The following is a 12906-nucleotide window of genomic DNA, read 5'->3' as shown; positions in this document are numbered from 1 at the left end:
AAAACGTTTACTAATATAAGCGAAGGGAAGAATAGCATGTCACATTCAATCGAACAACTTTCTATCAACACGATTCGCACATTATCCATCGATGCGATTGAAAAAGCAAACTCTGGTCACCCAGGAATGCCAATGGGTGCAGCACCAATGGCTTATACATTATGGACTCAATTTATGAAACACAATCCAAATAACCCAACGTGGTTTAACCGTGATCGTTTCGTATTATCTGCAGGTCATGGTTCAATGTTATTATACAGCCTACTTCACCTATCTGGTTATGATGTAACAATGGATGACTTAAAGAACTTCCGTCAATGGGGAAGCAAAACTCCAGGACATCCTGAGTACGGTCATACAGCAGGTGTAGATGCAACTACTGGTCCACTTGGACAAGGTATTGCAACTGCTGTAGGTATGGCAATGGCTGAAAGACATTTAGCTGCTAAATATAACCGTGATGCGTATAATGTAGTAGATCATCATACATACGCTATTTGTGGTGATGGAGATTTAATGGAAGGCGTTTCTGCTGAAGCATCTTCATTAGCTGCTCATTTACAATTAGGTCGTCTTGTTGTGTTATACGATTCAAACGATATTTCATTAGATGGTGATTTAAATCGTTCATTCTCTGAAAGTGTAGAAGATCGTTACAAAGCATACGGATGGCAAGTAATCCGTGTTGAGGATGGAAACGATATTGAAGCTATCGCGAAAGCAATCGAAGAAGCGAAAGCTGACGAAAAACGCCCAACGCTAATTGAAGTAAGAACGACAATTGGTTTCGGTTCTCCAAACAAATCAGGAAAATCAGCTTCACATGGTTCTCCACTTGGTGTAGACGAAACAAAATTAACGAAAGAAGCATACGCTTGGACTGCTGAGCAAGACTTCCATGTAGCAGAAGAAGTATATGACAACTTCCGTAAAACAGTACAAGATGTTGGTGAAACTGCGCAAGCAGCGTGGAATACGATGCTAGGTGAATATGCACAAGCATACCCAGAATTAGCAAACGAACTGCAAGCAGCAATGAATGGTCTTCTTCCAGAAGGTTGGGAGCAAAACTTACCAACTTATGAATTAGGATCAAAAGCAGCAACTCGTAATTCTTCAGGTGCTGTAATTAATGCAATTGCAGAGTCTGTACCATCATTCTTCGGTGGATCTGCTGACCTTGCTGGTTCTAACAAAACATACATGAATAACGAAAAAGACTTTACAAGAGCTGATTACAGCGGTAAAAACATTTGGTACGGTGTACGTGAATTCGCAATGGGTGCAGCAATGAACGGTATTGCACTACATGGTGGTTTAAAAACTTACGGTGGTACATTCTTCGTATTCTCTGACTACTTACGTCCAGCAATTCGTCTTGCGGCATTAATGCAATTGCCAGTAACGTATGTATTTACACACGACAGTATCGCTGTTGGTGAAGATGGTCCAACACATGAACCAGTTGAGCAATTAGCAGCGCTTCGTGCAATGCCAAATGTATCTGTTATTCGTCCAGCTGACGGTAACGAATCTGTTGCGGCTTGGAGATTAGCTTTAGAATCTACAAAAACACCAACTGCTTTAGTATTAACTCGTCAAGACCTTCCAACATTAGAAGGCGCAAAAGACGATACGTATGAAAAAGTAGCAAAAGGTGCCTATGTAGTTTCTGCAAGCAAGAAAGAAACAGCTGATGTAATCTTACTTGCATCTGGATCTGAAGTAAGTCTAGCTATTGAAGCACAAAAAGCTCTAGCAGTAGACGGCGTTGACGCAGCTGTTGTCAGCATGCCATCTATGGATCGCTTTGAAGCTCAAACAGCTGAGTACAAAGAATCTGTATTACCAAAAGCAGTAACAAAACGTTTCGCAATCGAAATGGGTGCTACATTCGGATGGCACCGTTACGTGGGTCTTGATGGAGATGTGTTAGGTATCGATACATTCGGTGCTTCTGCTCCTGGTGAGAAGATTATGGAAGAGTATGGATTTACTGTAGAGAACGTTGTTCGTAAAGTAAAAGAAATGCTTTAATGATTTTAGAAAAATCTCTCCGGCATGGAGAGGTTTTTCTATGTAAATGAGTTTTTTCGACAGAAAAAGTTTTTTATCTCTCCGCAGTCAGACAATCATTGCAAAATTTCTTCTATATAATGAAGGGAAAAGGTTGTCCAGATTGGGAGGCGAAAGATGAAAACGTATGAATTGTATTTAATTCAAGAGGATATTGCGAGAGCTTACTTTGGTCGTGAATATTTGTTTTTTGATTTATTTGCTCGATTTTCAGAATCTGGGTCCCTTTCAGAGAAAAAAGTGTTATATAAACAAATGATGTATATAACGATGCCATTACAAGTAATGAAAATTCATCATAAATTAGAACAAGCTTTGCGCGTTCTTGGTAAATATGATCGAACACATCATACACATACACTTTATACAGGAGCCGAATACGGCGAAATAATGGTGAAACCGCACTATATTCGCATGAATACCTCTGGAAACGTTTCTATGGAAACGACTTTCTTTGAGGTGTTAAGAAAGTGTGAATTAACATTTTTAGCTATGGATTATGAAAATACAAAGTACGGATGGCTGAATCCTCTAAAACAAGTACGAACATATGTGTAAAAAATGTCGAATTGTATCTTGTCTTATTGAAAAGGTTTTAGTACACTGTAAGGTAGACAACATGAAGGAGGAAAATATATGCCGATTTGGTTAGGTATTCTAGTGGGCGTAGTAGCACTAGTAGCAGGCGTGGCGTTAGGATTTTTCATTGCCCGCAAATACATGATGAACTACTTAGAAAAAAATCCACCAATTAATGAACAAATGTTAAAAATGATGATGATGCAAATGGGACAAAAACCTTCCCAAAAGAAAATCAATCAAATGATGAGCGCGATGAGCAAGCAACAAACAAAATAAGCGCTAAAGGGCACTCGATAAGAGTGCCCTTTCCTATTGGATTTTTTAAGTGTTTAAAACTTTTAAAAATTCAGTATTTTTGGTAAACTGAAAACATCGCTCATTTTAAGGGAGGAGGATAAAAATGAAGGTATTTATTAATTTAGCATGGTTTTTTAAACAAGAAAAACGAGCGTACATAATCGGAATTATTATGTTATTTGGTGTCGCGCTTCTTGAACTCGTAGCCCCGAAAGTACTAGGTATTGTAGTAGATGAAATTAATAATGGAACATTAACATCTGACAAATTGTTGAAGTGGGTTATTCTGTTAGTAGTTGTAGGGGTTACTATGTACATATTACGTTATTTATGGCGTATTATGATCTTTGGGTCTTCATTAAAATTAGCCCGTCAATTACGAAAGAATTTATATGAACATTTTACAAAGATGAGTCCATCTTTTTATCAATCACGTCGTACTGGAGATTTGATGGCGCATGCGACCAATGATATTCAGGCGATTCAACAAACTGCTGGAGCGGGGGTTTTAACGCTTGTTGATTCATTAGCGGTAGGGGGGTGTGTACTCGTAGCGATGGGCTTTACAATTAGTTGGAAGTTAACATTGTTAAGCTTAATTCCAATGCCGATTGTAGCGATTTCGACAAATTATTATGGAACGTTATTACATAAAAGGTTTCATAAAGCGCAGCAAGCGTTTTCGGAAATCAACGATAAAGTACAAGAGAGTATGAGTGGGATGAAGGTAATTCGATCACTTGGACAAGAGAAAGAAGATTTACAAGCATTTCGAAAAAAATCAGAAGATGTCGTACATAAAAATATGTTAGTCGCACGTATTGATTCGTTGTTTGATCCGACAATCTCTCTTATCGTTGGATTTTCTTTTTTAATTGCAGTATGTTACGGGTCAGTATTAGTTGTGAGGGGTGAATTAACTGTAGGTGATCTCGTTACATTTACAACGTATTTAGGTACCCTCGTTTGGCCAATGTTAGCCTTTGGATGGTTGTTCAACATTATGGAGCGTGGGCGTGCTTCGTATGACCGTGTAGAAAAAATTCTCTCGCAAAAATCAGATGTAGTAAATAGAGAAGATGCTGTGCATACAATAGCGAGCGGTGATGTTACATTTGCGGTTGATTCATTTTCATATAAGAAAAATGAATTGTCACAGCTAATAGATGTTCACTTTGATTTGAAGAAGGGTGAAACACTAGGAGTTGTCGGCCGTACAGGTGCGGGGAAAACGACGTTATTAAAATGTTTAATCCGTGAGTATGATCATTTTAATGGTGAATTAAAAGTTGGGGAGCGGGATATTCGTGATGTAACACTTTACGGTGTTCGTTCTGCCATTTCATATGTGCCGCAAGATCATTTTTTATTTTCAGCGAGTATAGGGGAGAATATTGCCTTCGGAAAGGCGGATGCTACATATAATGAAATTACCCGGGCTGCAGAGATTGCTTGTATTCATAATGACATCCTCCAATTTTCAGAAGGGTATGAAACAGTAGTAGGAGAAAGAGGCGTTTCGTTATCTGGAGGTCAAAAACAGAGAATTTCTATTGCGCGTGCTTTATTAACAGATGCTGAAATTTTAATTTTGGATGATTGTTTATCAGCAGTAGATGCAAAAACAGAAGAAACGATTTTAAATGCATTAAAGAGGGAAAGAGCAGGAAAAACAACGATTATTACTGCTCATCGTTTAAGTGCAATTCAACATGCCAATCTTATTCTTGTTGTGGATGAGGGTAGAATTGTGCAACGAGGTACACATGAGCAATTAATGGAAGAAAACGGTTGGTATAAAGACATGTATGAGAGCCAACAGTTAGAAGCATTAGTCGAGAAAGGAGGCGTATGATGACTAAGAAGAAGCGGAGTGATTTAAGTAGATTACTTTCTTATATGAAGCCATATAAAGGATTGCTATCTTTAGCATTTATCTTTTTAGTTGGTGCAACTGTCACTGAAATGATGGGGCCTTTTTTAATTAAACAATTTCTTGATGAACACTTAGTACCACGTAACTTTGATCAATCAGCACTTGTTACACTATTTGTAGTGTATCTTATTGCTCATTTATTAAAGGTATTATTTACGTATTTAGACCTATTGTATTTTCAAAATATCGCTTTTAAAATTGTTCAAGATATGCGTGTTGAAGTATATGATCATGTTCAAAAGTTGTCATTAAGCTTTTTTGATCGTACGCCGATTGGTACGCTCGTATCGCGCATAACGAATGATACGGAAGCAATTAAAGATTTTTATGTAAGTGTATTGTCCACATTTGTCAAAAATGTAGTCTTTTTAATAGGTATTGTAGTAGCAATGTTTTTATTAAATGTAAAATTAGCTCTATTTTCTCTCGTATTAATTCCGATAATGTTTGCAATTATGGTGCTATATCGTCGGAAAAGTGCAGCCTTTTATTTAGAAGTACGTAATCAATTAAGCGTGTTAAATGCAAAGTTAAATGAGTCCATTCAAGGAATGAATATTGTTCAAGTGTTCAGACAAGAAAAGCGTATGAGAAAAGAGTTTGAAGAAGTGAATAATAAACATTATAGTGCAGGGCGGCGGACGTTAAAGTTAGACGCGTTACTGTTACGTCCAGCAACTGATTTAGTTCATATTGTGGCTATTGCGTTAGTACTTGGTTTATTTGGAATTGATGCTTTGAAGAGTCCTGTTGAAGTAGGAGTTCTATATGCGTTTGTTAATTATATACATCGTTTCTTCCAGCCTGTAAATGAGATGATGATGAAATTATCATTTTTCCAACAGGCACTTGTTTCATCATCACGTGTATTTCATTTAATGGATGAGAAAGATTTAGCACCAGTTCAAAAAGGGGATGGGAATCCTCAAGTCGTTAATGGAGAAATTGAATTTAAAAATGTTACTTTTTCGTATGATGGAAAACGTGATGTTTTAAAAAATGTATCTTTTCACGTGAAACAAGGGCAAACGGTTGCTTTCGTTGGGCACACTGGTAGCGGAAAAAGTACCATTATGAATTTGTTAATGCGATTTTATAATATTAAGTCCGGAAATATTGTAATAGATGGTGTAGATTTAGAGAAATTTGAAGAACAAGAAATTAGAAAGAAAATAGGACTCGTATTGCAAGATGCATTTTTATTTGCGGGAAATGTAAAACAAAATATACGTATGTATAATGAAGAAATTACGGATGAAGAAGTAAAAGAAGCGGCACAATTTGTGCAAGCGAATACGTTTATTGAGAAATTACCAGAGCAGTATGAAACGGAAGTAGTAGAAAGAGGAGCCGCTTTTTCTAGTGGTCAACGACAATTAATTGCCTTTGCTAGAACGATAGCAACGAATCCGAAAGTATTAGTATTGGATGAAGCAACAGCTAATATTGATACAGAAACAGAAGATGCGATCCAAACCGCATTACAGCAAATGCGAAAAGGGAGAACGACTATAGCAATTGCGCACAGATTATCTACAATTCAAGATGCAGATCAAATTTTTGTTATGCATGATGGAGAAATAGTAGAAAGAGGTACACATCAAGAATTACTGAGTGAGCAAGGGTTGTATTATAATATGTATTTGCTTCAAAATAAAGGAAGTTTACAAAAGGCCTTGTAGAATTACAAGGTCTTTTGACTGTGCGCGAAATTTTTACAAAAAATATACGAATAACATAGTATAATGTAGTAGAAATGTGTATGGAAAATAGTAGGGAATGAAATAAAGGAGAAAAAATATGGATTATGTGCTAATAGGTGTAATTTTATTATTATTAGCTGCAGTATTCGTGCTGTTTTATAAAAATAAACAGCTAGAATCAGAGAGTCAGCAAGTAGAATTTGAAAAGAAACAAGCAATTGAAACGTACGAAAATGAAATTGCAGCTACGGTTACAGAACATAAAGAACAACAAAATACATTGAAAAATATGGAACAGAAGAAATACAATGATTTACAAATAAGTGCAGCTAGAGAACTTGAAAATATGCGTATGATGAAAAATCAATTAGCTGTGCAACATAGTAAAGAACGCAGTGAAATGCAAGAAAAACATAGTAACGAAATACACATGTTTCAAGAGTTAATTGCAGATTTGCGAGAGTATACGAAAAACGGAGCTGAAGTGAGTACACACGAAACATTACAATATATGAAACGTGGTTTCGTAGAGCAAGGCATAATACTACATAATGAATTTCATATTATGCCGAATGTTTTTATTAGAAATCAGCATGGAGGAAATGATCTTCGAATTCATCATCTCGTCTTAAGTAAAACGGGTATGTATGTACTTGAGACGAAAGAATGGACAGGGAAATTAATTCACGGCTTAACGAAAGAAAATGCTAGTATATATTCATTTATGATTGATGAAATTGGCAAGTATCAACAAGAGATGGAGAAAGAAGAGACGTTTGCATACATTACAGGTGAAGATTCATTAACGATACAAGTGAAAAATGAAGGGAATCCAGTATATAGAGCGAAGAAACTATCGCATATTCTATGCAATTGTTTGAAAGAAGTGCAAGTTGATATTGTAAAGGAAAACGTAAAACCGATTGTATATTTTTATAATGAGAGCGGGAAAGAAGTGCTGGATCTTTCTGAAGAAAAAACGCCGAGATTAAAAGATAGAGAGCAAATTGTAACGTTCTTCAGAAATGAGATCTTAACAGGGAAAGTAATATATACAGAGCAAGAGTTAGAAAAACTTCGAGAAACCATTAAACGAATGAATTATATAATGAATTAAAAAGAGGTGGGCTTTCTGAGTGCTATATTAAGGGGGATTTTGTATGTTTACTTTTGTTTGTATGTACTAATGTATATTGCGTTTATTTTTATTATTGATATGGTACATACGTCATTAAGTGTCACGAGCATTTTGGTAGTAGTCATGCCATTTGTTTTATTAGTTATGATTCAAAAGTCTATCTTATATATTTCTAAAAATCGTAATGAAGAAAAGAAGCAAATGTCGGGAATGGTAATAGTAGCACTCCCGACATTAATAGTGTGTACTGCACAATTGAGTATGAATACATACACTTCAAAGTTTAATCAAGATCGGTGGTTACATGCCGAAGAGAAACGGGTACATATGGTAGATAATCTAATACAAAAATATAAATTAACAGGAAAATCAAATGAAGAAATTACAAAATTATTAGGAACGCCTACTGAAATGAGAAATGGAGAAGACGGGGTTATCACTTCGTACTATCTGGGAACTGAACGTGGCTTTATTCCTATAGATAGTGAACATCTTGTTTTACAATTTGATAGAGATGGTAAAGTTATGGAATATAAGGTGCAAAGAGATTAAAGAACCGTAGAGAAGCTATATATTATAGCTTCTTTTTTATATTCCAATATAGTAAATGTAGGCAAATAGTAGTGATTCCTATCTATACGAATTGGGATGAGTCTGTTATATTGTAAATGGTTATGTTACTTAATAGTTTACTAGATAACCTATATTTTGGTTGAGGAGGGGGAATTTAACACGAATTTAATTACGGCGTGTTAAGTATTATGATGAAAAAAAGATTTTATAATGTTTTAGCTGCATCGATTGTATTTGGTACGGTAACGATTCCAAATTATTCCTATGCTAATGAGCTTGAAAAAACAGTAGCAGTTTCAATTGATGAACAAGCTTTAAAAAGTATTGAAAACCATATGAAGGATGAAGATGGTCGTGGAGAGGATAAGGGAGTAATAAATGAAGTACAAGGTGAGTTTCTGGTACATATAGTGAAAGAAGTACCTTTATACGATTCTAGTAATTTTCAAAAAGAGACAGGGGTTCACATTTCGAACCAAGTTGTAAAAGCTGAGAAGAGAAAAGGAAACGCTTACTATGTTCGAACTTCATCTGGAACTGGGTGGATAGAAAATAGTGAGGGCAATGTAGAAATTAAAGAAATTCACCCTTTATCAAATGAAAAGTTGATTATTAATGAAGAAACCTCTACTTACTCTGAACCATTTACTTCATACAAAGAAGGGTATGTATTGGAGCCGCAAACTATCCAAGTAATTGGACAGGCTGGAGAATGGTTCCAAGTAAAAATAAATAATGAGATGAAATGGATTTATTCACCTTCAGCAAAATTTGAAGGAACAAAGGCTTCGCTTATTCAAGAGGTGGCACCAACACGTACAAAACGTGCAGCAGTTATGTATGCTGCACCAATAGAAGAGAAAACAACGGATATTTATGGTGTAACTTTAAAAGAAATGATTGTGCCGAAAGGAAATGAAAATATTCGTCCAGGTTATGCGATGAAGCCAAAATATATTACGATTCATGAGACAGATAATTACAGTGTTGGGGCAAATGCTAGAAATCATGCATTATATTTATATAACCAAGCAACGGGAACGGAAGATCGTTCAGCGTCTTGGCACTTTACGGTAGACGATAAAGAGATTTATCAACACCTTCCATTAAACGAAAATGCTTGGCATGCCGGAGATGGAGCAGAAGGAACTGGAAATCGAGAATCCATTGCGATTGAAATTGCTGTAAACGAAGATGGTGATTATAATAAAGCTGTTGAAAATGCTCGCAAATTAGCAGCTTATTTAATGGGGGAATTACATATTCCTATACAAAATGTGAAGAAGCATCAATTTTGGAGTGGTAAAAATTGCCCAGCTATTATGATTAAAAACAATGCGTGGGAACCATTTTTACAAGGAACAAAAGCTTATTATGATGCGAACCATAAGGATGATATAACAGGTGGTTGGTACGAAGCAGACATTCGTGAATTAGATAAACGTGGTATTATGGTTGGAGACGGGAAGGGTTCTTATTGGCCAGAGCGTCTTGTAACACGTGGCGAATTTGCGAATTTAATTTCAAGATCATTGCAGTTATCTGAAGGATCATCGAATTTTACTGATTTAAATACAGCACATCCATCGCTAATCGACGGTATTAATCGTGCAGCAAGTGCCGGGATAATAAGTGGTCGAGGAAATGGGACATTTGCTCCAAATGATACGATTAAACGAGATGAAGCTGTTATCATGATTGACCGTGCACTGCAATATAAAAAAATTAAAGGTAACTTAGTTACGTTACCATTCTCGGATCAAGATTTAGCATATGATAAACAAGCTGTGCAACGTGTTTATGGATTAGGTATTGTAAAAGGAAATGAAAATAATGAATTTATGCCGAAAGGTTCTGCAACGCGTGGAGAATCGGCAGCATTTATTAATAGAATGTTAAAAGTAATAGAAAGTAAATAATGAAAAAGCATTCGCGATTGCGAGTGCTTTTTTATTTTTCAATACGTTACGGAAGGGAGAGACGAGTTTTAGGGGGAATAAGGAATGAAAGCGGAGGTGATGCATATATATAGATGCATTGGGTGATTTTTACCGTGCATAAACGGGTAGCTCATTTATAATCAGTGCGGAGTGGACCAAATCGCTACTGATTAAAGTTTCACGGTATCATATTGTATAAAAGAAAAGGAGGTAAGACGGTGAAAACTATACCGACTGAAGTCCTGAGTAAAGAATTGATGGAAAGAGAAGGGGTTATATCTATTACAGTAAAGGAATTTGAAAAGATAGAAGTAGCTGGAGTAGTAGTCGCTGGCCCTGCGATAATTTTGATTAATCAAGACTAAGTACATAGTATCAATTTAGAAAAGTATGAAAAGCATCCGTCCAGGGTGCTTTTTATTTGTATGGCTTTGAAGTGTTCACCAATTATGACACCTATGCTATTGATGGAATAAAAATAATATAGCAAACTAATATGTTTTACGAATGAATTATGTAAGTAATTCATATTTCCCATATAAAAGGATTTGCTTTAATATAATGAGTGTAAAGTTCGAGTATTCGAAGTACTACTTGAATTATATCCCTATCCCTTTTCTAAAAATGCGAACAAGTTTTGCCCTATTCTATTCAATAATTAATTGCATAGAAATATATTGTTCGATGACCATTATGGAACGTACATAATGGGGAAATCCCGATCCTTAAAGAGGATGCCCCTAATCTTCATGTGAAAATATGATCGGATAAGAAAGCTGACCAATTTATGGTCGGCTTTCTTTTTGTTCAAAAGTTATTTCTTCTTTAATTTCTGTTTGCAATAATAAAGCTTTTCCGAAACGACGTTTACATTCCGCACGCACTTTTTCAATGGCTAGTAGCTGAGTAGTGGCGGGAACTGTTACGATAGCTTGGCGAGGTTTTCGATTTTCTTCACAAAAGACACATTCCACAACATATTTAGAAATCATATTTTCATCCTTCCGTTTTTCATTTCTAAGAAGGGATTGCCTTTGAAGTTGATGTAATCTTTCGTCATTGTTTTACTATTTCCCTCTTTTTTTCAAGGGGAAAATAAAAAAGAAGACGAATAGTAGTAGGGGAGGGATGTATATGGAAAGATGGATAGGTTGTGCAGCAGTATGTGTAAACGAAGGAAATGAAGTTCTAATGGTGTTACAAGGACAAAAGGGTGAAGAAAAAAGGTGGTCTGTTCCAAGTGGAGGGCTTGAAAAGGGAGAAACACTAGAAGAATGTTGTATTCGAGAAGTTTGGGAAGAAACAGGTTACGATGTGGAAGTTGTAAGTAAAATATATGAAAAAGAAGGTATTACATACGGGGTTCCTGTATATGTTCATTATTATGTCGTTAAAAAAATAGGCGGTAGTATGAAAATCCAAGATCCTGATGAGTTAATATATGAAATTGCTTGGAAAAAGATAGATGAATTGAAGGGATTAACGCTATCTTTTCCGGAGGATTATGAAATTTTAAATAAATATATACATAAAAAAGCGAGTGTTTAAGCACTCGCTTTTTTAATGTATCCACGATAAGAAAAGCGGAACGATAACTAAACTAGCTCCCGCTGTTAAAAGCATAGATAAACTTGCAATCGTTCCTTCTACAGGGCCGATTTCGAATGCTTTTGATGTACCGGTTCCATTTGCGCTCGTGCCTAACATAATGCCTTTTGCGAGTGCGGTTTTAATACGACATATGCGAATGAGAGAAGGACCGAGCAGTGCTCCTGTTAACGCAGTTAAAACAACAAATACGGCTGTTAATTGTGACATACCACCAATCATTTCTGAAATAGCCATTGCAATTGGTGTCGTTACAATATGAGGTGCTAAACTATGTTCTAACGATGAATCAATTTGAAAATAATTTGCTAGTAGTGCTGAAGTAATAACTGATAAAAATGAACCGACAATGACATTAAGTAAAATAGCTATTCCATGTTTCTTAAGTAAATCAAAGTATTTATAGATTGGCCATGCAAAAGCAACTGTTGCAGGTTTTAATAATTCTGTTAACCATTGACCACCTGTTTCATATGTTTCATAAGGTGTATCTAGTCCGAGTAATAAAGCAATTAAAATAATAGGGCAAACGAGAAGAGGAGAAAGTAAGCTCCAATTCCAGCGTTGATACATTTTCTTCGATATCCAATATGTGAATAGTGTTAATAATAAACAAAGAAAGCCGATCATTGCACGGATCCTTTCCGCTTTAGTAGCAATTCTGTTAAGAGTCCTGTAACGAGAGTGACACAAAGTGTACTAATCATAATAATTAAAATGAGATCGATTCCATATTGTGATAGTGTATCTTTGTAGCGTATGACAGCGACTGCAGAAGGAATGAAAAATAAAATAAGTTCTTTTAATAAAAAGTCTGATCCGTCCTGTATCCACTCTTTTTTCACCAGGTTAAATTTTAATGAAATTAACAATAAAAAAATACCGATTATACTTCCTGGAACTGGGAGGTGTGCCTGTTTTGCAATCCATTCACCTGTCCAAGCGAAACAAAATAATAATAAGATTTGTCCGCTTAATTTACACCATTTCATACAGTAACCACCTCTTTCTTTTTTTACATAAAAATTGTAAAAAAGAATTAACAATTTCTAC

General features: G+C 35.7%; 13 protein-coding genes. 10 read left to right on the top strand and 3 right to left on the bottom strand.

Features of this window, described 5'->3' with window-relative positions:
• Positions 1-36: 36 nt before the first annotated feature.
• The 9 genes from tkt to ACTFOB_RS10110 all read left to right on the top strand — a co-directional run bounded on the left by tkt (position 37) and on the right by ACTFOB_RS10110 (position 10610).
• Positions 37-2037 carry a transketolase gene (tkt, locus tag ACTFOB_RS10150; RefSeq protein WP_088093365.1) on the top strand — a complete coding sequence of 667 codons (2001 nt, stop codon included), beginning with the start codon at positions 37-39 and terminating at the stop codon, positions 2035-2037.
• Between the two features lie 156 nt (positions 2038-2193).
• Positions 2194-2634 (top strand): sporulation inhibitor of replication protein SirA, encoded by a 441-nt coding sequence (gene sirA, locus ACTFOB_RS10145; protein ID WP_088093366.1) that lies wholly within the window; start codon positions 2194-2196, stop codon positions 2632-2634.
• A 78-nt stretch (positions 2635-2712) separates the two neighbouring features.
• Positions 2713-2934 carry a YneF family protein gene (locus ACTFOB_RS10140; RefSeq protein WP_001123316.1) on the top strand — a complete coding sequence of 74 codons (222 nt, stop codon included), beginning with the start codon at positions 2713-2715 and terminating at the stop codon, positions 2932-2934.
• Positions 2935-3058: 124 nt separating this feature from the next.
• A complete protein-coding gene (locus ACTFOB_RS10135; RefSeq protein WP_440025506.1) occupies positions 3059-4810 on the top strand; it encodes an ABC transporter transmembrane domain-containing protein in 1752 nt (583 codons plus the stop codon).
• Entirely contained in the window at positions 4810-6573 is a 1764-nt protein-coding gene (locus tag ACTFOB_RS10130) for an ABC transporter ATP-binding protein (RefSeq protein ID WP_151634075.1), read from the top strand. The genes ACTFOB_RS10135 and ACTFOB_RS10130 overlap by 1 nt, the downstream gene beginning before the upstream one ends.
• A 118-nt stretch (positions 6574-6691) precedes the next feature.
• Positions 6692-7711, top strand: coding sequence for a nuclease-related domain-containing protein (locus ACTFOB_RS10125; protein WP_440025509.1), 1020 nt, complete (start codon positions 6692-6694; stop codon positions 7709-7711).
• Between the two features lie 6 nt (positions 7712-7717).
• Positions 7718-8284 carry a hypothetical protein gene (locus ACTFOB_RS10120; RefSeq protein ID WP_440025511.1) on the top strand — a complete coding sequence of 189 codons (567 nt, stop codon included), beginning with the start codon at positions 7718-7720 and terminating at the stop codon, positions 8282-8284.
• Between the two features lie 212 nt (positions 8285-8496).
• Entirely contained in the window at positions 8497-10224 is a 1728-nt protein-coding gene (locus ACTFOB_RS10115) for an S-layer homology domain-containing protein (protein ID WP_440025848.1), read from the top strand.
• 239 nt (positions 10225-10463) lie between these two features.
• On the top strand, positions 10464-10610 hold the full coding sequence (locus ACTFOB_RS10110) for a BC1881 family protein (protein WP_440025513.1): 147 nt from the start codon (positions 10464-10466) through the stop codon (positions 10608-10610).
• Between the two features lie 420 nt (positions 10611-11030).
• On the opposite strand, the gene ACTFOB_RS10105 is transcribed toward ACTFOB_RS10110, so the two are convergent.
• On the bottom strand, positions 11031-11237 hold the full coding sequence (locus ACTFOB_RS10105; protein WP_000624203.1) for a DUF3903 domain-containing protein: 207 nt from the start codon (positions 11235-11237) through the stop codon (positions 11031-11033).
• 142 nt (positions 11238-11379) lie between these two features.
• On the opposite strand from ACTFOB_RS10105, the gene ACTFOB_RS10100 reads away from it, so the two are divergent.
• Positions 11380-11793, top strand: coding sequence for an NUDIX hydrolase (locus ACTFOB_RS10100; protein WP_440025516.1), 414 nt, complete (start codon positions 11380-11382; stop codon positions 11791-11793).
• A 12-nt stretch (positions 11794-11805) separates the two neighbouring features.
• On the opposite strand, the gene ACTFOB_RS10095 is transcribed toward ACTFOB_RS10100, so the two are convergent.
• On the bottom strand, positions 11806-12483 hold the full coding sequence (locus tag ACTFOB_RS10095) for an LrgB family protein (protein ID WP_000578956.1): 678 nt from the start codon (positions 12481-12483) through the stop codon (positions 11806-11808).
• Positions 12480-12845, bottom strand: coding sequence for a CidA/LrgA family holin-like protein (locus tag ACTFOB_RS10090; protein WP_440025518.1), 366 nt, complete (start codon positions 12843-12845; stop codon positions 12480-12482). Before ACTFOB_RS10090 ends, ACTFOB_RS10095 begins: the two co-directional genes overlap by 4 nt.
• Positions 12846-12906: the final 61 nt, after the last annotated feature.

The organism is Bacillus cereus group sp. MYBK79-1, assembly GCF_051915365.1.
GTDB lineage: Bacteria > Bacillota > Bacilli > Bacillales > Bacillaceae_G > Bacillus_A.
The sequence above is the reverse complement of the archived record's forward strand: the minus strand, read 5'-3'. Positions and strand labels throughout refer to the sequence as shown.